Source organism: Paenibacillus sp. IHB B 3415, assembly GCF_000802655.2.
Taxonomy (GTDB): domain Bacteria; phylum Bacillota; class Bacilli; order Paenibacillales; family Paenibacillaceae; genus Paenibacillus_AQ; species Paenibacillus_AQ phytohabitans.
Window position 1 is genome coordinate 153,415 of sequence record NZ_JUEI01000007.1, and the last position, 21,779, is coordinate 175,193.

Here is a 21,779-nt window from a genome sequence, read left to right on the forward strand (position 1 = left end):
GGACGGCCGGTTGAGCACCGCCCTTAAGAACATAAAGACCCGTTACCTCTCCCGGCAGGGATTGGTAACGGGTCTTTGGGTTATGCCCCGAGATTAACTCCGCGGCGTATCCGGATTAACTGTAATATGGCTCATTTTGGCCGGGTCCATCATTAGGTAGATGTTCTGGATCTGCTCGCCGCTCCGGTCGGGAATCAGACAGATCACTCCTTTGATCTCACCCTGGTGGGTGAAGATCAGGCCTGGCTCACCATTGACTATTCCATAGTGCTGCTCCCATTCCCGCAGATAATGCATCACCCTGCGTGAGGTCAGCAGTGCCAGCACGCCTTTGCGGCCGGTCATCGGCCGGAGAATTGTATGCACTTCCTGTCCGCCGCCGTCAGCAACCAGCACAGGATGTTCCCCCAGCAGCTTCAGCATGCCGCCGACATCATAAGAGGTGAACGCGGCAGTGAAGCGCCGCAGCAGATTCTCTTTGACGGCTCCGTAACCGGGAGAAGGGGAAGGCGATGTAGCCGCACGCTCCGCCTGCAGTGTGCGCTTCGCCCGGCTGAAGATTTGCCGGCAGTTGCTCTCCGTCTTGCCCACCATCCCGGCAATTTCCTCGTAGTCGTACTGGAATGCTTCACGCAGTACAAATACGGCCCGCTCCGTTGGCGCCAGACGTTCCAGCAGCACCAGAAAAGCATACGATAGGCTATCCTTCCGCTCTGCCTCCGCTTCCGGACCATCATACCCTGTGCTGACCGGCTCCGGCAGCCACTCTCCGATATAGGTCTCTCTCCGGCTCCGAGCAGAATTCAGCATATTCAGGCAGCGGTTGGTTACGCCCTTGGCCACATAGGCTTTGATATTCTGGATACCGCCCCGGTCCCGGCGCTGAAGCTCAGCGAATGTATCCTGAACAGCATCCTCCGCATCCGCAACCACACCTAACATCCGGTAGGCAATGGAGAATGCATAGCCTTTATAGTTCTGATACAGCTCCTCCATACCTAAACTCCCTGCAGACGGACTCTCAGCCTCTAAGCCTTCTTTATCCCGGACCTCCACGCGCTGCCCCTCCTTCACCCTTACGGCTATCTTAATTCAAGCTCAGTTGAAGCATCCGGGGAACATCCCCGTGGTAATGGCAATCCGGTTCCAGCTGTTGATCGTATTGATCGCCACAATCCAGTCTACCAGTTCCTCTTCGCTGAAATGCTCCAGTACCTTGTGATACAGCTCCGGCGGAACACCTGCCTGGCTGATCAGGGTTACATGCTCGGCGAATTCCAGCAGCACCCGTTCTTTATCAGTGAATATCGGCGCTTCACGCCAGACACTCAGCAGCAGAATATGATCGGCATAGTTGCCCAGCTTCATCAGATCCTTGGCATGCATATCCAGACAGAACGCACAGCCGTTGATTTGGGAGACCCGTATTTTGACCAGTTCATACAGTACTTTATCCTTGCTGCGGCTTCCTGCATGCTGCTCCAGTGTCATCATTGCCCGGAAAGCCGGCGCGTTAACCTCACGATAATTCATTCTCAGACTCATGTCCAATCGCCTCCATTAATGTTCTACATTACTGTAGACAAGATGGGGCTGTGGTTTGTGACAGATATCTAGCATTAATGTTGTACATATTGCAACTTAGACACCTAGAAATCTGTGTGTTTGGTAGGATTGTTGCAGAAAATACAGGAATTTTCGCGCTAAGCAGTTTGGAAGAAGAAAATTGCTGCCATTTGTACAACAATTATGGATTATGGCTGAGATCATGAGGGAAATGTTGTATTTTGTGCAGGATTCTAAAAAGGAGTAGTCAGCTTCACGCGCTCAATCTCTTAGCCCTGCGGGACGAGAACAACCGCCAGCCGGTCAGCAGAGCCGATAACAGGCAAATGCTGGACGAGGTCATGAAGACAACATGCATCCCCGAGAGGAAAATGTCCGGTCGTCCTTCGATCAGTCCGGTCACCCGGTAGCCTGCCCTGCTGCTCATCACGTTGAACAGTATGGTCGTAGCAACAGTGATTCCCACGACCATCCCTACATTGCGGACCAGCGAATTCACACTGCCTGCGGAGCCAAGCTGGGTACGCGGCACGGTCGACATCACCAGTGAATTATTCGGCGAGCCGAACAAACCGCTGCCGATTCCGAGCATGGCAATCCATACACCGACCAGCAGAACCGGACTGCCTTCATGCAGCCGGGCCAGCCCGAACTGGGCAATGACCATAACAATCAGCCCGGCAAAGGTCAGCAGCTCTGAACCAATCTTATCGGACAACGCCCCGCTAAGCGGCGCGACAATGACCATGGAGATCGGAAAGAGCATCAGCAGGAAGCCTGCACTGAAGGGTGACATATTCAGCATATTCTGCGCATAGAACGGTGCGATAATGTTGAAGCAGAAGTTGGAGACAAATACCAGAAAAGCACAGAAAATACTCAGCGAAAACAGCGGATTCTTAAACAGCGACAGCTGGAGCAGCGGCTGCTTGCGGCGCAGCTCCACCATCAGAAAAGCAATAAAGGTTATAGCAGCCGCGATCAGGGAGGCCAGAATCCGGTTATCCCTATACCCAAGCTGCTGGCCAAGCAGCAGTCCGGCGAATAAAGTAACAATAAAGACAGCAAACAGCATGCTGCCGGGAAGATCGATTCTGGACTTCACCCGGACCAGATCCTTCGGCAGCACCTTCCAGCCGAGCACAATCGCAATCAGTCCAATCGGGACATTTACCCAGAAAATATATTCCCAGCCCATGGTGGAAACTATGATTCCCCCGAGACTTGGTCCGGCTATACTGCCCAGTGACACGAAGGTCCCGATCAGTCCCAATGCCTTGCCGCGTTCGGTGGACGGGAAAATATCCGTAACAATCCCCTGGCTGTTCGCCATAGTCATCGAAGCGCCGATCGCCTGAACCACGCGCGCCGCAATCAGCAGCGGCAGACTGTGGCTTAGACCGCAGAGCAGCGAGCCGGCGGTGAATATAATCATGCCTAATTTAAAAATCCTGATCTTCCCGGCAATATCGCCAAGCTTCCCGAAGAACAGGATGACAGTGCAGATGGCCATCAAATATCCGGTAGTCACCCATTCTACTTGAGCAACCGGCAGCTGCAGCTCCTTCACCAGCACCGGCAGCGCAATATTCACAATACTTCCGTCCAGCGTAGACATAAATGTAAATAAATTCAGGACGATCAGAATAATCCAGCGTTTCTTCTGAATCACTGCATCCTCCTGGTATGTAGCACCTATACTGCTCATTTGCAAACACCCTCTTGCGTCATATTTCAAAACTAGTTGCATGCGCAACAAAACAGCCAATCCCAGTGTACTGCAAATTAGTTGCGCACGCAACCATATTGTTGTAGTATTTGAGGCAGACGGTATTCCAGGTATCCGGAACGCCGTCATTATCCCCTGAAGAGGTGTCCGCCTGTGACTTCAAACAAAGAACCGATCGGCAAGCTGATCTCCCATCTGCACCGCCAGAATCAAAAAATTCTGGCCAAAGAGCTGTTGCCCTATGGTATCGGCAGCGGAGGGCAGCATAGCTTCCTTAAGCTGATTCTGAGCCACCCGGGGATCACACAGGATCAGATGACCAGTGAAATAAAATGTGATAAAGCCACCACCGCCCGCTCCGTGAAACATCTGGAGGCCTCGGGATATATCGAACGCCGGACCGATCCCAAGGACCGCCGCTCCTCCCTGCTGTATCCGACGGCCAAAGCGCTTGAATTCGCCCCGGTATTCCAGTCGCTGTTAAATGATTTCAACCGCAAGCTGTCTGCAGATCTAACCGGGGAAGAAATCGACACTCTGATTACTTTGCTCCATAAGGTCACACGGAATTCAGAGCTGCTGAACGGGCAGAATTGACAGCAGCTTCTCCAGTGGCTGTACAAGTTATCCAGTTCAAGTTAAATAGGATGTTAAAATCCGTAAAACACAGCAGAGCAGAGGTTCTCCCGCCTTCCAGGGAGCCGCTGCTCTGTTGTTCGCTTATATTACAGTCTGCTTATAATCCCTACAGCAGATATATACCGTCCAGAATATAATCCCAGCTCCCCGCATCCCCCGCACGGTTCGGAATTCCCAGAGACACAATACCGGGCAGCGGCCAGTCACGGTCGAGCACGGACTCCAGTCCATCGACACCGTTTACAATCAGAATATGGAAATCCCCGCCGGTTAAGGTGCGCAGCACTGTCTGAAGCTCACAGGCTTCCTCATACGTACTCCCCCAGCGGATAAACAGCGCCTTCCGGCTCATCAGCAGGGTGTCCAGCAGGCGCTGGGAACGCATATTGATTTTTTGCTTGAAATCCGGGTAAACGTGGCTCCACTCCAGCCCCTCCAGCACCGGAAAGTCATGCACTGAAATTACATTATAATGAAAGTCCTTCACAAAATAGGATTTGACCGGCTGGACGACTTCATTGTCCACAAACACATCATTGCCATCGATCACACCCATATTCGGGAGCTCCATATACCCCGAGAAACGCTGGCCCAGCAGCCGGTTCACATCCGTAAGCGATAACGACACCACCCAGTCCAGCGGCGATGAAAATACCCGGAGGCCTCTGCGGCGCAAATGGGCCGCAGGCTCGCATGAGCTTCCCAGACTGACAATGCAATCATATCCTCCCCTGATTTCCTCAAATTTCATCCGCGCTCACCTCTCACCCTTATTTCTATATTAAATGCCGCCGGTAATTGAAACGTTTGGATCATAGATGAGGAATGTTTTGCAGAGTCTGGTGAAACAGGTTAGAATGTAACCCAATATGAAAACCATGTAATTTCAGAAAGGATGCCAAGATCATGTCGATTGCCAATGTTAAAGAACATTTCCGTAAATTCTCCCGCGAGCAGGATGTACAGGAGTTTGCTGCCTCCAGCGCTACTGTAGAGATGGCAGCCGCTGTGATTGGCGTCATTCCGGCCAGAATTGCCAAAACCCTCTCCTTCCGCGGTGCACATGAAGATGCCATACTCATCGTTGCGGCTGGAGATGCCAAGATTGACAACAAGAAATTCCGCGAGACCTTCGGGTTCAAGGCACGGATGCTAAGTCCGGATGAAGTCCTGGAACAGACTGGACATGAGATCGGCGGGGTTTGTCCCTTCGGGCTGGCCCGTCCGCTGGATGTATATCTGGATGAGTCCATGAAGCGGTTCAGCACGCTTTTCCCGGCCTGCGGCAGCACCAATTCCGCCATTGAACTAACCTGCGCTGAACTTGCCGAATACTCCGGAAGCCGGGCATGGGTCGATGTCTGCAAAGGCTGGAAGGAAGAACCTACAACATCTCAGATCGGAGACAACACCTGATTATGAAACACGCTGTAACTAAATCTGTACCTTCACCCGGCAAGGAACGTTTCCCGTTATCCCTGCTGGTCCTTACACTTGGCGCCTTCGCCATCGGCATGACCGAATTCATCATCATGGGGCTGCTGCCCAATGTCGCCAGTGATCTCGGCGTAACCATCTCCCAGGCCGGCCAGCTGATTACAAGCTACGCTCTGGGCGTAGCCATCGGAGCTCCTGTGCTGACTGTCTTTACCCACCGGCTACCGCAGAAAAAACTCCTCGTCATCCTCATGGGTATTTTCATCTTCGGCAACGCCGTATCCGTTATAGCGCCTACCTACCCGCTGCTGATTATTGCCCGGGTATTGACCGCCTTCGCCCACGGAACCTTCCTCGGAGTCGGGACGATTATCGCTTCCCGGCTGGTCCGGCCGGAGAAACGGGCAGGCGCCGTGTCTATTGTTCTGGCCGGGCTTACCGTCGCCAATATCATTGGTGTACCGTTCGGAACCTTCATCGGACAGCAGCTCGGCTGGAGGGCTTCCTTCGGCGCCATCACCGTGCTGGGCATTATCTCCCTCTTTGGGATTATCCGCTTCATTCCTGTCATTGTTCAGGAGCAGACAGCCAATCTTGCCGAGCAGGTGCGCGGGCTGATGAATCCCAAGGTACTGCTGATTCTGCTTACGGGAGCGCTGGGCTGCGGAAGCCTGTTCGCTTTGTTCACCTATATCACGCCAATTCTTGAAGACATCACCGGCTTCGCCGAGCATAGTGTCACCTGGATTCTGGTATTGTTCGGAGTTGGCGTTACCCTTGGCAATATCGCCGGCGGCAAGCTGGCCGACTGGAAGCTGATGCCTTCCCTGATCGTCAACTTCGCCGTGCTGGCCGGCATTATCGCATTATTCCCGCTGACGCTGCATCATCCAGTCCTTGCCGTTGCCAACGTCTTTCTCTGGGGAATCGCCGCATTCGGGATTATGCCCGGCATTCAGCTGCGGATCATGAATCTGGCACATAAAGCACCGCTGCTGGCCACCACCTCCAGCCACTCGGCGCTGAATTTGGGTAATGCCGCCGGAGCTTATCTCGGCGGGATGACCATTAACACACTGGGAATTGCCTCGATTCCGTGGCTGGCCTCAGGACTTGCCGTTCTGGCTCTGTGCGGAGCATGGCTCAGCTATCTGTCCACCCGCAACGATAAGGCGGAGCATAGACTTGCAGCCGAAATCGGCAAATCTGCCTGAGGAAGCCGCGGCTTTGCCATGATAAAGTCTGCCTGAACATTGCCAAGGCCGGAGTCCTGTGAAGGGCTCCGGCCTTATTTCTGCTGCCTGCACTTTTGCGGATATGCTGATACCTGTTCACCGTTTCCTGTTTACGATTCTTGTTCACTGGCTGCTGCTGCCAGCCTGCTTACCCTCGGCATCCCGGATGTTCACAATTTGCGTGACCTCCCGCGTGATTAGTCCGCCGCCCATGCTCATCCATTTCACGGTGAATTCGTCAAAAGAGCTCAGCGGCGCATCGCCGACGATAATGTTCAGAAACGTCTCACTCTCCAGCTTCTGCAGCGCCGGCCACTTCGCCGCCATATGCAGCGTACTTCCGTAATACACGCTGCGCACTCCCTCAACGGCTGTTGTGGACAATACGGCTACCCCGTATTTGTAGGCGTTGGCCGCCTTCCAGCCCTCCGGATTCTTCTTCGGCTGCTCTTCCTCCGCCAGCCAGCGGTCATAGATCAGCCGGGTATCAGGGTCGAGCGCATCCGGGTCGATCTTGCCGTGTAGCGCCTGCTGGATATCCGCATAATGCTTCTCGATGGCATCGCTATAATCAATCAGCAGATCGAACGGGTAATAGGCCCGCGGCTGAATACCGGTCTGTGCTGCGAAATCATCCAGCTTGCTGACCTCCTCCACGTTCGGATCACGTCTTCTCTCCAGCCGGGTGAACACATTCAGCAGCTTCACTACAGCCTCGGGATGCGCGTATCCTTTGCGGACAACCAGATACCGGTCCGTGACCGGGGCTATATGGGCCACGAATTTGCCGGACTCATCCAGCGGTGCGGCGTAGGCCCGCCATTCGGCTTTGGTATCCTGGGCAACCGCTTCCGACAACGGATAGAAGGGCATCCACCAGGGCCCGAAGAAGATTCCGGCTTTGCCGGCAATAATCGGCTCCTGGGTTTCTTTGTACAGCGCAAACTCAGGATCAATTAATCCCTGTTTGTACCATGCGGCGAGCTGGCCCAGCGCTTTGCGTGTCTCCGGGGTAACCGAGCCATAGACTACGTTACCGCTGCTGTCCTTAATCCAGTTGGTCGGGAAGGAATGAAAGGCGCTGAACACTGCGTCCAGACCGTTCACATACGGCTTGGTCCCGTACACAATATTCTTGTAGGCGCTAATGCCCACGGTATCACGCTTGCCGTTGCCGTCAGGGTCCTTGTCGATAAAAGCTCTGGCGATCGCCTCAATATCCTCAAGCGTTCGCGGAGCCGGCAGCTCCAGCCGGTCCAGCCAGTCCTGGCGGACCCACAGCAGGGAGGTCGAATCTGCATGAATGGCTACATTCGGCAGTCCGTACAATCTTCCGCCCCGCTGCGCGTCGGCGAGGGCTTCGCCATGAGTCGAATCGTACATATCCTTGATCAGTCCGGAGCCGTACTGCTCATACGTATCGGTCAGATCCTCAATCATATCGCTTGATATCAGCTTGCTGAGCTGATCCCGGTCCACCACCATCGCATCCGGCAGATCATTGCTGTCTATGGCCAGCTGCGCCTTTTGTGTAAACGGCTCTTCGCCTTTCGCTTCCCAGGAATGAATGACTCTGATGTTCGTCAGGCTCTCCAGATAGCGGGAGATCGGATTATTATCATTGCTGTCGCCTGTAGTCAGCCGGGAATCCGGTACCTTGAAGCCGATCCGCATCACGACCGGCTCCTCATACCGGCCGTAAGCAGCGGCATCGGCAGCATTAGCGGCAGGCGCTGTCCGTTCCGCAGCTTCCTCCCCACCGCTGCTGCGGCAGGCGGACAGACTAAGCAGCAGCAATACAGGCAGGCAATATCTCATGGCCCGGTTCACCGCTCCCCCATCCCTTCTGCACGGTATTCACTGGGCAGCTTGCCTACATGCTCACGGAACAGCCTGCTGAAATAGCGGTCATCCTCAAAGCCGGACCGGCAGGCAATTTCGCAGACCGGCGCATGGGTATCGCGCAGCAGGGATTTGGCCAGCTCAAGCCGCATGCTGCGCAGGCTGTCCCCGAAGGTCTCCCCGGCAAAGCGGGCAAAGCACTGGCTGAAATAACCGCGGCTCATATTAATGGCGGCGGCTACATCGCCCTGATTGATTTTATCCCCGGCATGGCTCTTCATATAGTTCACAGCGCTAATCAGGCAGAACATCACTTCTTTGCTCATGCCCAGCTCAATCATCCGCTGCTGAACCTGACCGGAGAACTGGCGCAGCCAGCTTTTCCACTGGCACCAGTTCCGGTTGCGGTGTGCCGATAGTGCAAGCTCCGCCTCCTCCTCCGGCTTCATCAGCAGCCCGCTCCAGTTGCGCAGCAGCTCCCTTCCAAACTCAGCAACCGCCTCCTGGCGCGGCTGCCGGGACAGAACGGCTGCATTGAAGTCTTCCCAGGCTCCCCGCTCAAGCGTCCACCGGAGATTCAGTGCACGCACCAGCGGCTCCGGTTCCTCTGCAGTGGCAGCGGGACGATGCCTTCCGGCAACCCTTTTGAGTTCGCCGTAGTTCAGCTTCGGCAGCTCAGATTCACCGGTATAATAGAACAGTGCCTGCGGAACCGTCCGTTCCAGAACATCCTCCAGCTCCTTCAGCGGCTGATCACGCACGCCTTCCACAAGTACAGCTGCCCAGCCTGCTCCAAGCACAGCCTCCAGCTCACGGCGGATTTCTTCCACGGCCACACGGCAGGGAAGCGGGCTCATCCACAGGTTCTGGAATGAGATCAGCGGATGGTTCTTGACCAGTGACAGTTCAAACAGCTCCGCTTCCTTCCCTTCAGGCTCCAGGGGCAGATAGAGCAGAGCCTTGTCTGCAGACATAACCTTCAGTTCGCCGGATACCAGGGAACCCCGGTTGCCGTCCTCCCACCTGATCCGCTCCACCAGCCTGCGGATGGTTTCGTCGGCATTCTCCACCTCCAGCAACGTTTTAACAATATAATCGACTGCTCCCAGCCGCAGTGCCTCCTGCACATAATCGAATTCATGGTGGCAGGTAAGCACCACACAGCGGACAGCCGGAAACCGTAGCCTGACCTGGCGGATCAGCTCGAACCCGGTCATGCCCGGCATTGTAAGATCCACGAACAGCAGATCCGTCTCCTGCTGGCGGAGCAGCTCCAGTGCAGCATTGCCGTCCCCGGCTTCACCGGTAATCACCACCCCGAAGGACGGCCAGTCAATCAGCGAGATGAAGCCTTTGCGCACCAGCCGCTCGTCATCCACGACCACAGCTTTAATCATTGAAGTCCTCCTTGCTCATAATGGGTATGATGATGGATACCGTTGTCCCGCCGCTCTCCCCGCTGAGAATATCCAGACTCATCTGCTCCCCGTAATACATGCGCAGCATCCGCATCACATAAGCGAAGCCGATGCCAAGCCCCCGTCTCCGTACGGTCTCCTCGGCAAGCAGCTCCTCAATCTTCGCCTGATCCATTCCCGCACCGTTGTCCTTTACGATGAGCTGCACTTCATTCGTACCCTGCGCGGTAATGATTACATCGACCTTGCCGTTGTCACTCAGTCCGTGATAGATGGAATTCTCGACCAGCGGCTGCAGCAGGAACCGGGGAACCGCAGCGGACAGCACCTCCGGATCGGCCTCTACATTGAATTCGAATTCATAATCGTAACGGATGCGCTGCAGCTCCATATAATTACGGATCGCTTCAATCTCCTCCCCGATGGTGACGATGATGCTCTGCTTGCCGAGGTTATAATGCAGCACCTTCACCAGCAGGGTAACCAGCTTGTCAATCTCCTTCTGTCCGTTCAGCCGGGCGAGCCACTGCACCGTATTGAGCGTATTATGCAGGAAATGCGGATTGATCTGGCTGAGCAGCTTCTCAATTTCGAACTGGCTTTTCTGCTTCTCATTGCGGGCCACAGCCAGAATCAGCTCATTCACCTGATCCTTCATCTGCTGGAAGTTGCTCAGGACAGAATCGAATTCCTCCACATTCGTGAATGCTACCGGCGTGGTGACATTCTCCGCCATGCGGATAATTTCGAGATTGACCTTGCGCAGCGGTCCATACACCCTTCTCCAGATCAGCCAGGCCAGAAATCCCGCGAACAGGAGGGTGAACAGCGCCAGCAGAATCATTTTGTAGATCCAGGTGTAAATCTCGCTGTTGAACACCGACCGTTTGACCACGGCTACAAGCTTCCAGCCCTGCGGACTCTCATAGCGGAACAAATGATAGCCATTTAGCACCTCATGCGCAGATCCGCCGCTCCGGCCGGCCTGTTTCACGATCCTTTCCGGCAATTCACCGTCAATGACATGAGTAAAGGTACCGCTCTGATTCACCAGAAGATGATTGACCTTCATCCCGTAGGCTTCCTGATTGAAAATTTTGCGCAGCAGACTGTAATTGGTCTCCAGATAGATATACAGCTCATGCTGGCCGTTCACCCGCACAATCCGCCGCTCCGAGAAGACGACATTATCGCCGACAGCATACATCGTGCCATGCGGACCGTAATAATCAGCCCCGTTATAGCGCATGAACGAAGGCAGGCTGCTGATATCGAAGCCCCTTCGCGTACTCATGTTGGTGAACAGCACCGGATCATCACTTTCAGGCATGATATAGGCGGTCAGCCCTATATAGGGATTGGTGAAGTTGACCAGGTTTATCTTCTGATTGATCGAATTCATCATTTGCGACTTGCGGTAGATCTGCTTCTCCTGCAGAAAAGAAGACATCTCCTCCACAATCTGTCCGTCCAGCGCAAACTGCTTGGAGGCGAAATCCAGATTGTCGATGGCATTCTCCAGGCTCAGCGCTTCCTGGCGCAGACTGGCGCTGATGCCGCTGCCGATTTTGCCGGACAGAATGGAATAGATGGAAGTGTAGGATATGAAGCCGACAATCAGCAGCGGCAGCAGCGTACCGATCAGCAAATAAATCACCAAAGTAGTCCGCAGGGACTTCCCCTTCGGCGGATGGCCTGCTTGCTTATTTCCAGGCATGGGGCCTGACCTCACCTCTTAATGAAAGCGTTTTAATATATAGAATCAGAATACCAGATTTTTCTTGTTCTGAAAATAAGAAGGCAGAACAGCCCGGTCGCTGCCCTGCCTATTCCCTATCCGCTTCCGCTTACTTCACACTTTTGCGGGCTTCGAACAGCTCTTCCGCTTTCTTCACCGAGAAGTCCATCACGTCCTGATAGCCGAGTCCGTTAACTTTGTCATGCATTTCTTTGTTCAGCTTATCGAATTCCGCCTGATTTTTGGCAAAGACCATCTTCCAGGAGATCTGCTGGATCACAGTACCGATCTGCTTGTTCTTCTGCTCCAGCGTTTTGTCCATCGTCAGCGGCTCTTTGCCGGTGAAGCCCTGCGGAGCTACGGCGAGCAGATTATTTTTCTCAAAATATTCCTTGGCCGTAAGCACGCCCATCTTCGCTCTCCAGTCACTGTCGAGCTTCGACGGATTGCGTTCCAGTGTGGTCTGCCACAGATTGTGGTCATACGGCTCATTCGTAGCCGGATTCACCATCGCCGGAACCACGAAGGAGAAGTTCATCTGATTCGAGCCGTAATAGTAGTCCCCGCCGCCGTATTCCTCGGGAACCTGAGTGTTCTGCTGATCGGCATAAGCCTTCCAGCCGAAGTCGGTCACGACCGGCTTGCCGCTGCTGTCAATATCCCAGGCCAGTCCCTGCGGTCCATTGGAGACTGCCGTTCCACTGCCTGCCGAGATCATTGCGCCTTCCGGTGTGTACATCCAGTTGATGAACTCCATGATGCGGGCCGGCTCTTTGGCCTTGGCGCCGATGGCGATAATTCCGTTGCCGCCGTATACGTTGAAGCCTGTGGAGTACATCAGCTCATCCTTGAACGGTACAAGCGCGAACCCTTTGCCTTCTGCGGTTCTCTCCGGTGTATTGTAGTTGGCTGCGCCCAGCCACGGGAACCAGGAGAAGAGCAGGCGGCCGTCCTTGTATTTCGCAACCACATCATCGAACTTCTGGGTAAGCGAGTCCGGGTCAAGCAGGCCCATCTGATTCGCTTCGAAGTAGAGCTTGAGCGATTTCATATACCAGCTGTCCTCGGAGAGGAAGTCATAGTACTTCTCTTCATCCGCCTTGACATACAGAGCGGTATCCGCGATTTCGTCATAGCCCATCATGTTGGCGAACTGCTTCGCCAGCGTCATTTTATAGTTGCCGTCCCAGTCGGACCACAGTGAGAACGCATAGGTTTTCTTTCCCTGATCATTCTTCGGCTCCAGCTCCTGCATCTGCTTCAGCACCGGGAGATAATCCTCAATCTTGCTGATTTCAGGCGCACCGAGCTGCTGATACAGGTCCCAGCGCAGGTCGGGTCCCCAGGTCATATCCTTGCCCTCGGAAGGTCCTGACGGGTTGGTTGCCACGTTGTTGCCGATACCGAAGACAGAGGTTCCGCCGCCAAAGGCCACTTTAGCCTTCTCGACCGCTTTGGGGAACTGCTTCACGATATCCGCGCCGTATTTGTCCAGCAGGCCGTCCTGCGTCCAGTCCAGGAGCAGCTTGCCTTTGATCGCGTTCGGATAATGATTCTTATCATCCCCGAAGATGATGACATCGCCGAGGTCACCGGAGGCCATCATGGCTGAGATTTTGGTGTCCCCGCCGGTCAGGTTGGAGGCGACAATATCCAGCTCAATGTTGAATTTGTCCTTGATGACTTTGGCGAACCAGCCGATTTGCGGGCCGGCGTAATTGGCCGTTGTCGAGAATACGGTCAGCTTGAGCGGCTTGGAATGGTCCAGCGCCCCGTCTGCCGGAGCCGCTGTCGCCTCTGTGCCGGCGGCTGGCGTGGCTTCGGCCGCCGGCTTATCCGTGCTGGCCGCCGTGCCCGAATTGCCTGAATTTCCGTTTCCTCCGCCGCAGGCTGCCAGAACCAGCACCATTATCATGCTTAGCAGAAGTAGCGATACTTGTCTAAATCTGAATCTCATTGCTTCATACCCCCTGATATATTAGTTCGGTCAGCCTTTGACGGCGCCGATCATGATGCCTTTGACGAAGAAACGCTGAAAGAACGGATACACAATCAGAATCGGCATGACTACGATCATCGTTACCGTCATCCGCACCGACGTCGGAGTCTGCATATTCTGGATGCTGGCTGCCATATCCGGTGAATTGCGGATCAGCGCGGCGAGCGAGCTGGACTCGTTCAAATACCGCCAGAGCAGGAACTGCAGCGTGTAATATTTCGTGTCGGTCATCAGGAACGCCGTATCAATGAAGGAGTTCCACTGGTTGACCGCCGAGAAAATCGTAATCGTCGCCAGAATCGGCGTGGTCAGCGGCACAATGATGCTCCAGAATACCCGCAGGTACCCTGCACCATCCATCGCTGCCGATTCCTCCAGGGAAGGCGGGATCGCCTCCACGAAGGTTTTGACCAGAATAATGTTGAACGGGGTAATAATCGTCGGCAGAATATAGGCCAGATAATTGTTGGTCAGATGCAGATTGTGCATCGTGATGTACCAGGGGATCAGCCCCGCGCTGAAATACATCGTGACCACAATGCTGCGGTACCAGATCTGCCGGCCCCACATTTCTTTCTTGGTAAACAGATAGCCGAGAAAAGCCGATGCCCCAACCGTCAGAAAAGTGCCGACTACTGTTCTGTAGACCGAGACCAGTGCCGCGTGGCTTAGCCCGCTGATCCGCAGGACCTTGAAGTAGTTGTCGAAATGAATCTGCCGCGGATAAAACTTGATATACCCTCCGGCGCTTAGATCATTGGAGCTAATCGTGTTAATGAACAAATAATAGAACGGATAAATACAGCTCAGGGTGAATAATCCGAAGAGCAGATAGATGATTCCCTGAAAGAGGGCATTGCCCGGTTTAAGCTTGTTCCGCATGTGGAATCACCGCCCTTAAATAATGGATTCGTCACGCACAATCTTCGAGAGGGTATTGGCCGCGAACAGCAGGATAACGCTGACCACCGACTTCAGCATGCTGACCGCCGTTGCGAACGGGAAGTTGTTGGCAAAAGCGATATTGTACACGTAGAGGTCCAGTACCTCGATCGTGTCCTTGTTCATCGCATTCTGGAAGGCAAAATACTGCTCCATTCCGTTATTCACAAAATTGCCGATCGAGAGCAGCAGCAGGACAAAGAAGGTAGGAATGATGCCGGGAACCGTGATATGCCAGATCTTGCGGAACCGGCTCGCTCCATCCACTTCCGCCGCCTCATACAGCTCCTGGTCAATTCCGGCAATGGCCGCAAGGTACAGGATCGCTCCCCAGCCCAGCGACTTCCACCAGTACCAGGCGATCATCGTAATCCAGACATGAGAGCTGGAGGCCAGGAAGTTGAAGCCTTCATCCGCGAAGCCGAACTGGACCAGCAGGTGATTCACTACGCCGCTGTCCACGGAGAACAGTGAGAAGGCCAGCGCATAGACGAGAATCCAGCTGATGAAATTCGGAATCGTGGTCAGTGTCTGCACCAGCTTGCGGTACCAGCCGGACCGGACTTCGGTCAGCAGAATTGCAAAGATCACGGGAAACACCGAGGTCACCAGCCCGAGCGAGCTCATCGCGACCGTATTCTTCAGCACCCGCAGCACCTCAGCCGTCTGAGTCGGATTAGCAACAATGGTCCTGAACCACTTCAGGCCGACAAAGGGCGTGTCCGACAGGGGAATGCCGGGAATGAAATCATAGAAGGCGTAAATCCATCCGCTTATCGGCAAATAGTAGAAAATAAAAGTCACCGCCAGAAACGGAAGCGCCATGAAAAACAGCTTGTATTTGTTCTGCAGCTTCCTGCGGGGCGGCGGGGCCGGCTCCACACCATGCAGCAGTTCACCAGAGGGTACTCCCATATCGAAATCTCCTATATCCAGATTTTGTTTGCGCTTTCAGTCTAGCAGAAAGCAACCTGCTATCAGGAGAGAGGAACGGCGCCCGGCGCGTGACAGCGGTAGGAGGCTATCGGACCATTTTCACAGCGCAGCGGACCATTTTCACAAACCAGCAGCAAAAAAAGATGTTGTCCATCAGCAGCAATCCTGACAATAGACAACACCTGACCATACCTGAATTGAATGGAGATATTCATGATATCCATATACTACTAGCACAACATCAGAACCAGAGATGTGAGTTGATTCAATATCGCAGCATGTGATAGTTGTAAAATGTGCAATTAAAAACAGCGAAAAAGCTTGCTGGCAACTTATAACTGTATTCTGTACAACTAAATCTCCCGTATGGGTGAGAACCGCTCTACATATGGCAGTTTAATTGCACGAAATACAACTAAACCAATAATCGGTTGTAAATCAGATGTTTTAGTTGTACAAAGTGCAGTTAAGCCTACCGGAACTACCGTAATCAGGGTCACTGCAACCCCTCAGCAAGCGATTTACCTAAATGTTCTCACAAGTTTAAATCTGATGTTATACTATCCGCATTAACTGCACAGCGGTTCCCCGCCACGCCCTTCACACCTGGCTTGATCTTGAATAATCCGCCGGCCAGCGGCCAGCACTCCAGCTCCTCCGGGCTCATGCCGCCGCATGCCGTGGTGATGTACAGCTCGTCCAGATGTTCACCGCCGAACGTGCAGGAGGTCACATAAGGAGCCGGAACTTCAATCTTCCGGAGCTGCTCCCCGGTATGCGGATTCCAGCGGGAGACGCAGCTCCCGCGCCAGTGGGCAATCCAAAGCATACCTTCACTGTCAATCGTCATCCCGTCCGGCCAGCCTTCCCCTTCGGCGAACCGGATCACCGTTCTGCGGCCGCTTACCGAGCCATCCTGAAGCGAATAGTCCATCGCATCGACCGTGAAGGTCAGTGTATCTATGTAATACATTAGTCCGCGGCTGTCATCCCAGGCCAGACCATTGGAGATGCCGATGCCGGACAAGACCTTCCGCACCTCTCCCTCTAAATCCATAACATACAGGCTGCCGTCTTTCCCTGCATGCTTCCGGTTCATCGAGCCAAACCATAGTCTGCCGCGGCTGTCGCATTTGGCATCATTCAGCCGGTTTGAGGAAATCTCAGCTTCCACAGAAGCAAGTAGCACCAGAGGCTGATCCTCCATGAATCTGTATATCCCGTCCTCCATAGCCAAGACCCAGCCGCCGCCAGCCGCCGGTACTGCTGCCCCTACTCTTTGATCAAAGGAATGGATGTCTTCCGTACCCGCAGCGGGGTCATATACCCGCAATTCCCTACCGTCAATATCCACCCAATACAGCCTGCCTTCTACCTGATCCCAATGCGGTCCTTCACCAAGCGCAGCCTTGGCATCGATAACTAATTCAATTTGTCCGTTCAACGGAAACCCTCCTAAGCTCATCATGAATTTAATATGAATCTGCATGAATACTCTGCCTGATTATTCTACTTCCCAGCTCTTGCCTCCGCAGCGCTATTTGTACTACCGGCTTCCTGCCAACATGACATACACCTGTCCAGTTCAGCATGGTATCCTTCATATAGCAGAATAATAATGAATGAGGTGATCCGGTTGAAAGTTGAATGGAGAAAACAAGACAAATCTCTTTACCTGCCCGCTGCCGAACCCGCGCTGATTCAAGTGCCCGCCTATAATTATTTCATACTGCGGGGTGAAGGCAATCCGAATGCTGCGCCTTTCGCTGAAGCCGTCGGCGTACTGTACTCCCTCTCTTATGCCATTAAGATGCTGCCCAAAAAAGGGCCGGAACCGGATGGGTATTACGACTATACGGTCTTCCCGCTGGAAGGCGTGTGGGATCTCAGCGAAGCCGGCCGTAAGAAAGCAGTCCTTGATAAAGACGAATTGGTGTACACCCTGATGATCCGGCAGCCGGACTTTGTAACCCCGGAGCTTGCCGCTGAAGTTCTGGAGAAGGTCAAGCGCAGCAAGCCGCATCCGCTGCTGCACAAAGCCGCCTTCGATAGCTTCGAAGACGGCCTCAGTGTACAAATGATGCATACCGGCCCCTACGATGATGAGCCGCACAGCTTCGCAAGAATGGAGCAATATTGCGCAGACCGGGAGCTGCGGCGGATATCTCATCTTCACCGGGAAATCTATATTTCGGATGCCCGCCGGGTCCACCAGGAGAAGCTGAGAACGGTGCTGAGGTTCAAGGTATCGCGCCAGAATTAACGCAGTAATTTCACCGGATTCCGTACCGTTGCGCTCTTATGAATCTCTAGGGTATCACGGTATTCCACTGTATCGATCTCGCAGCCTATGCCGATTATAACCCTTCCTCCACGCACAGTCTGCGCCTGCGTACTCTGCAGCTCAATCTGGTCCCCTTCAATCAGCCGGGCCTGAAAGCTCATTTTCTTGCCTTGTCCGGGCCTCAGCAAGGCTCCGGTCCGGCTGCGTTTGATAGAAATGCTGCTGCCGCCGACCGCATCCGCTCTGCAGGGGCCAAACAATCCCAGTTCGAGCTTTCCCGCATTAAGCAGTCCGCTCACCTCAATGATTCCGGTAAGCTGCAGCTCCTCTGCCTCGCAATCTCCGGTAACCATAATCCCGCCAGTTAGTTTGATATCTTCTATCCGCAGCCCGCCGCCTGCCGTAAGCTGACCTTGTCCGCGCAGACTGGCTCCGTCGATCCGCCCCTTAACCTCACACTCTCCGGTAATCTTCATATGCTGCAGCCGCAGATTGCCGTCCACTTTGATCTCTCCGGTCTGGCTGAACTTCAGGCAATCCACATCCCCGGTAAATTTACATTCTCCGGTCACTTTGACATCCTTGAAATACCCGCCAACAGAACTGGATGTCCCCAATATCTTCAGATCATTGCGCGTTACGGAATCATGCACCATTCTTCTCCTCCTTCTCCACACGGGCTCCGGGATGTACTGTCAGTCCCGTTCTATATTCGACCCGGCCGATGCTGCAGCCTTCCCCGATAATGACGGTGCCGCCCCGGACCACATCCGCCGTTGTATATTCCAGATCAATATAATCGCCTTCAATGAGCTTGGCCCGCAGCTCCAGTTTGAACTTGGGAATGATCCCTCCTAACAGCCTGCCCCATGCTGCGGAGCCGGTTTTGCGGATAATCAGGCTCTCCACCCCAATTTCGCCGGCCTCTGCCAAACCATGAAGCCCGAATTCTATCCGCCCTGCACTTAGCAGCCCGCCTACAGTAAATACCCCTTCACCAATCAGCTCCTCAACCTCACAATTGCCTTTTAGCTTCAGCATGCCGTCCAGCTCACAGCGCTCTCCCCGCAGATTGCCGTCTCCGGTCAGCACACCGTTCAGCTTCATTACACCAGCCTGGAGGTTGCCCTTCAGTCTAAAATTACCGTTAATCTCCATCTCTTCCGCGGCAAGATCACCGTTCATCTTCATTACGCCGTCACATTTATAGGTATGCGCGCTCAGCGCTCCGTTAATCTTGCTTACGCCGTTGATATTCACCTTGTTATATTTGCCTCCGGCGGCTGTATTGACCCCATCCATCTGCAAATCCGGCAGCTCCTTCTTCTCCATTGCCAGTCCTCCCATTAGCTTAATCTTACTTTCAATTGTTCTGTCAGGTCGGCAAGACTAAGCCTGCTGACTACCCGGACTCCTTCATCGAAGGCCAGCTCTGCCCCGGACAGCGCCATCAGATAGAAACTGACCCCCATCTTCCGTACAAAAAACAGCTCCCAGTTCTTTCCCGCAAATCCCGGGGTATGCACTCCAAGTGTCAGATAGAGCCGGTCTGCTTCCTCCAGATTCAGCTCTCCCTTGCTCAGCAGCAAATCTACAGTGAATAGATTCAGAATCTGCTCAAAGGTTAGCTGCATCCCTTCACTGTCCGGCCTGCCGAACCGCTCCAGGCTACTGTTCGAAACAATGTTACGTTCCCTTAGCTGTGCTACTGTTAATATGAGCTGGTGCTGAGACAACGGCTCTGACAGCTTTCCGGCCAGTTCATCGAGAGAAAGATCATCTTTCTTCTGCAAAATATGCTGCACCCGTCCCAGTATTCGTTCCCGCGGGAAAAAAGTCTCTTGTCCGGTAAATGTGGACTTGCGGATGAACCATTCCTCAGGAATCAATTGTTTCCTCTTCCAGCGGTATAACTGGCCGTATGAGATGCCGGTTTCATCCAGCAGCTCCTTCTTGGAGATTAATTCCTCTTCCATACGATCACTCCTTGCGACCATCGTAACATAACACTGTTACGTTGTAAATAAACAAGCATCGCTTACTCTTTATATACTTTCTTGAATTCATACTGAGGTTCACAGTGGAATTCAGCAGACAAGGACTGACACCCCACTCCTCCAGTTCCATAATTCTCCGCCACTTTTCCCTGTCAGTTCAAGTTGCCGGTTAGCCGCTGCGGGACTGGCGGAATACGTCAATTTCCATTTCTTACACTTGATTCGTTACCGGCTGACTTGGGACTTCTTAGAGTCAGGAAGCACTGTAGACGTGTAGATGTAAATGTTGTACGTTTTGTAGGGCTGTTGATTAGCTAATTTTTGGAAGTGAAAAACGTTGCATTGGCTAAATAAACACACCACTCCGGCGGTAAAGTCTGCAAGCGGGCTTGGTGTTCCACCAAAGCGAGGGAGCAACCACCAAAGCGTGGGAATATCTAGCAAAATGGAGGGAGCACCTCCGTAGAGTTAGAGACTGGCTTGGTGTTCCACCTAAGCGAGAGAGCATCCACCAAAGCGGGAGGAATATCTCCGTAGAATTAGAGATAGGCTTGGTGTTCCACCAAAGCGTGAGCATCCACCAAAGCGAGGGGCTTCTTCGTGTACTGGAGACTAATCTTGCACAAAATACAACATTCCCGCTCAATATGCGCTAGCTAAGCGGGGATTGTTGTATGAAATGCAACATTTCGCCTCATTCTAGCGAATAATCGCGAGGATTGTTGTATTTCCTACAACAATCCTTGAAAATTCCCCTGTATTGTTGGCTTAGAGTTGTAATACGTATAGGGCTGTTGATTAGCTAATTTTTGGAAGTGAAAAACGTTGCATTGGCTAAATAAACACACCACTCCGGCGGTAAAGTCTGCAAAGTAAATAACCGGTCAAAATCGGCAAATGTTAATTTAGCGCTAAAATGCACAATTTCATTTCCTTGGTCAAACAGAAACTTAAGTAAAACATAAATTAGTAAAGCCGTGTATAGCTGTCCATACACCGCATTGGGCGTCGATCCAAACAATCTCGGAATGTTCAAATGCTGCTTAATCCAACGAAAAAAGACTTCGACCTGCCACCGTTTTTTATAGATGTCTGCAATGCCTTCTGGAGAATACCAGTGCAGATTTGTGGCGAGAATGACTGGGTTTCCTTGGGGATCCTTTAAGATGACCACCCGAAATCGGTTCCGGGTAAGGGTCGTCTTCTGGCCCAATTGGCAGGTCAAATCCTGCTCGATGCTTCCCTCAAAAGGAAGATTTCGTTCGCGTGGGATCGGATGCGTAAAGATTGTGTTATCGCGAAGCCGAATCACAAAATATTGACGTTTTTTCTGCTCTTGATAACTGTCAAACAGCTTATGCTTACCATAAGACCGGTCTGCGACCAAAATAAATCTACTGTCAAGCAGATCGGGACAACTCTTCAAATCAGGTTCATATCCAGTCGTTTCGGTAACCTTGTGCAATTCCCCTTGGTCACCAATGATTCCCACATGCAGCTTAACACCTGATTTCTGGCCTTTGTGGGGAGCCCAAGACAGCCGTCCCAGACCTACTGTAATGGTCGTGGAATCAACGATCAGCAATTCTTTCGGAATACCGAGTACACGCTGAGTTTTTCGATTGCACAGCCCGATCATGAGATCCAGCAGACGCTTGAACAAGGCAAAGGGAACATCTTTGGCCTTTTTTGAGAGGGTAGAGTGATCCACAGCACGTTGTCCGCAAAGAGACATTCGCTGCTCGCCGTCCCGATATCCATCCCACTGCTGGAATGCAGCTTCCCCCAAAAATAGGAGCAAATCATAAACCGTAAACTTACGTGCAACATCGATATATTTCAGTTCTTCGAGAATCGGACGTATTTTTTCCTCGGGAATCATCAATTGCAGAATATTCGATAATGAAGTAGACTTTTTCATGAGGTCGCCTCGTTTCGGATGTTTGTAGGGGTACAAACACTGTAACGAATAAGCGGCCTTTTTTCTACCTTTTTTTGGCTAATCAACAGCCCTATA

Annotated in this window: 19 protein-coding genes; 4 read left to right on the top strand and 15 right to left on the bottom strand. The window is 53.0% G+C overall.

The features are described 5' to 3' along the window. Positions 1-93: 93 nt before the first annotated feature. From QW71_RS04795 to QW71_RS04805, 3 genes are all read right to left on the bottom strand, one after another. Positions 94-996, bottom strand: coding sequence for a sigma-70 family RNA polymerase sigma factor (locus QW71_RS04795; RefSeq protein WP_047013633.1), 903 nt, complete (start codon positions 994-996; stop codon positions 94-96). Between the two features lie 102 nt (positions 997-1,098). Next, positions 1,099-1,545 (bottom strand): carboxymuconolactone decarboxylase family protein, encoded by a 447-nt coding sequence (locus QW71_RS04800; protein ID WP_039293980.1) that lies wholly within the window; start codon positions 1,543-1,545, stop codon positions 1,099-1,101. 274 nt (positions 1,546-1,819) lie between these two features. Continuing rightward, entirely contained in the window at positions 1,820-3,274 is a 1,455-nt protein-coding gene (locus tag QW71_RS04805; protein WP_039293982.1) for an MFS transporter, read from the bottom strand. Positions 3,275-3,448: 174 nt separating this feature from the next. Between QW71_RS04805 and QW71_RS04810 the strand changes: the two genes are divergently transcribed. Beyond that, on the top strand, positions 3,449-3,892 hold the full coding sequence (locus QW71_RS04810; RefSeq protein ID WP_039293985.1) for a MarR family winged helix-turn-helix transcriptional regulator: 444 nt from the start codon (positions 3,449-3,451) through the stop codon (positions 3,890-3,892). A 148-nt stretch (positions 3,893-4,040) separates the two neighbouring features. On the opposite strand, the gene QW71_RS04815 is transcribed toward QW71_RS04810, so the two are convergent. Continuing rightward, on the bottom strand, positions 4,041-4,685 hold the full coding sequence (locus QW71_RS04815) for a DUF1796 family putative cysteine peptidase (RefSeq protein ID WP_039293990.1): 645 nt from the start codon (positions 4,683-4,685) through the stop codon (positions 4,041-4,043). Between the two features lie 155 nt (positions 4,686-4,840). On the opposite strand from QW71_RS04815, the gene QW71_RS04820 reads away from it, so the two are divergent. Both QW71_RS04820 and QW71_RS04825 read left to right on the top strand, forming a co-directional pair. After that, complete coding sequence (locus tag QW71_RS04820; protein ID WP_039293993.1) at positions 4,841-5,350, top strand: YbaK/EbsC family protein; 510 nt, start codon at positions 4,841-4,843, stop codon at positions 5,348-5,350. A gap of 2 nt (positions 5,351-5,352) precedes the next feature. Continuing rightward, positions 5,353-6,585 carry an MFS transporter gene (locus QW71_RS04825; RefSeq protein WP_047013625.1) on the top strand — a complete coding sequence of 411 codons (1,233 nt, stop codon included), beginning with the start codon at positions 5,353-5,355 and terminating at the stop codon, positions 6,583-6,585. A gap of 144 nt (positions 6,586-6,729) precedes the next feature. Here the strand turns inward: QW71_RS04825 and QW71_RS04830 are convergent, their stop codons facing one another. From QW71_RS04830 to QW71_RS04860, 7 genes are all read right to left on the bottom strand, one after another. Continuing rightward, on the bottom strand, positions 6,730-8,436 hold the full coding sequence (locus tag QW71_RS04830) for an extracellular solute-binding protein (RefSeq protein ID WP_052769896.1): 1,707 nt from the start codon (positions 8,434-8,436) through the stop codon (positions 6,730-6,732). Further along, entirely contained in the window at positions 8,433-9,845 is a 1,413-nt protein-coding gene (locus QW71_RS04835) for a response regulator (protein ID WP_039293995.1), read from the bottom strand. The genes QW71_RS04830 and QW71_RS04835 overlap by 4 nt, the downstream gene beginning before the upstream one ends. Further along, the gene (locus QW71_RS04840; protein WP_047013626.1) at positions 9,838-11,583 is read right to left on the bottom strand and encodes a sensor histidine kinase; all 1,746 of its coding nucleotides are present in this window, start codon (positions 11,581-11,583) and stop codon (positions 9,838-9,840) included. The genes QW71_RS04835 and QW71_RS04840 overlap by 8 nt, the downstream gene beginning before the upstream one ends. A 130-nt stretch (positions 11,584-11,713) precedes the next feature. Continuing rightward, positions 11,714-13,561 carry an ABC transporter substrate-binding protein gene (locus QW71_RS04845; protein ID WP_039293998.1) on the bottom strand — a complete coding sequence of 616 codons (1,848 nt, stop codon included), beginning with the start codon at positions 13,559-13,561 and terminating at the stop codon, positions 11,714-11,716. A gap of 30 nt (positions 13,562-13,591) precedes the next feature. Beyond that, positions 13,592-14,485 carry a carbohydrate ABC transporter permease gene (locus tag QW71_RS04850; protein ID WP_039293999.1) on the bottom strand — a complete coding sequence of 298 codons (894 nt, stop codon included), beginning with the start codon at positions 14,483-14,485 and terminating at the stop codon, positions 13,592-13,594. Positions 14,486-14,500: 15 nt separating this feature from the next. Then, positions 14,501-15,460, bottom strand: coding sequence for a sugar ABC transporter permease (locus tag QW71_RS04855; RefSeq protein ID WP_042138501.1), 960 nt, complete (start codon positions 15,458-15,460; stop codon positions 14,501-14,503). 556 nt (positions 15,461-16,016) lie between these two features. Further along, positions 16,017-16,925, bottom strand: coding sequence for an SMP-30/gluconolactonase/LRE family protein (locus QW71_RS04860; protein ID WP_235441392.1), 909 nt, complete (start codon positions 16,923-16,925; stop codon positions 16,017-16,019). 192 nt (positions 16,926-17,117) lie between these two features. Between QW71_RS04860 and QW71_RS04865 the strand changes: the two genes are divergently transcribed. Beyond that, positions 17,118-17,744: a GyrI-like domain-containing protein gene (locus QW71_RS04865; protein ID WP_039294100.1), complete on the top strand. Its 627-nt coding sequence runs from the start codon at positions 17,118-17,120 to the stop codon at positions 17,742-17,744. On the opposite strand, the gene QW71_RS04870 is transcribed toward QW71_RS04865, so the two are convergent. The 4 genes from QW71_RS04870 to QW71_RS04885 all read right to left on the bottom strand — a co-directional run bounded on the left by QW71_RS04870 (position 17,741) and on the right by QW71_RS04885 (position 21,683). Then, the gene (locus QW71_RS04870) at positions 17,741-18,421 is read right to left on the bottom strand and encodes a hypothetical protein (protein WP_039294000.1); all 681 of its coding nucleotides are present in this window, start codon (positions 18,419-18,421) and stop codon (positions 17,741-17,743) included. The two genes, QW71_RS04865 and QW71_RS04870, sit on opposite strands and share 4 nt — an antisense overlap. Beyond that, positions 18,411-19,097: a hypothetical protein gene (locus QW71_RS04875; RefSeq protein WP_039294002.1), complete on the bottom strand. Its 687-nt coding sequence runs from the start codon at positions 19,095-19,097 to the stop codon at positions 18,411-18,413. The genes QW71_RS04870 and QW71_RS04875 overlap by 11 nt, the downstream gene beginning before the upstream one ends. Before the next feature lie 14 nt (positions 19,098-19,111). After that, the gene (locus QW71_RS04880; protein WP_039294004.1) at positions 19,112-19,741 is read right to left on the bottom strand and encodes a YhbD family protein; all 630 of its coding nucleotides are present in this window, start codon (positions 19,739-19,741) and stop codon (positions 19,112-19,114) included. Positions 19,742-20,564: 823 nt separating this feature from the next. Continuing rightward, positions 20,565-21,683 carry an IS4 family transposase gene (locus tag QW71_RS04885; RefSeq protein WP_039294006.1) on the bottom strand — a complete coding sequence of 373 codons (1,119 nt, stop codon included), beginning with the start codon at positions 21,681-21,683 and terminating at the stop codon, positions 20,565-20,567. Positions 21,684-21,779: the final 96 nt, after the last annotated feature.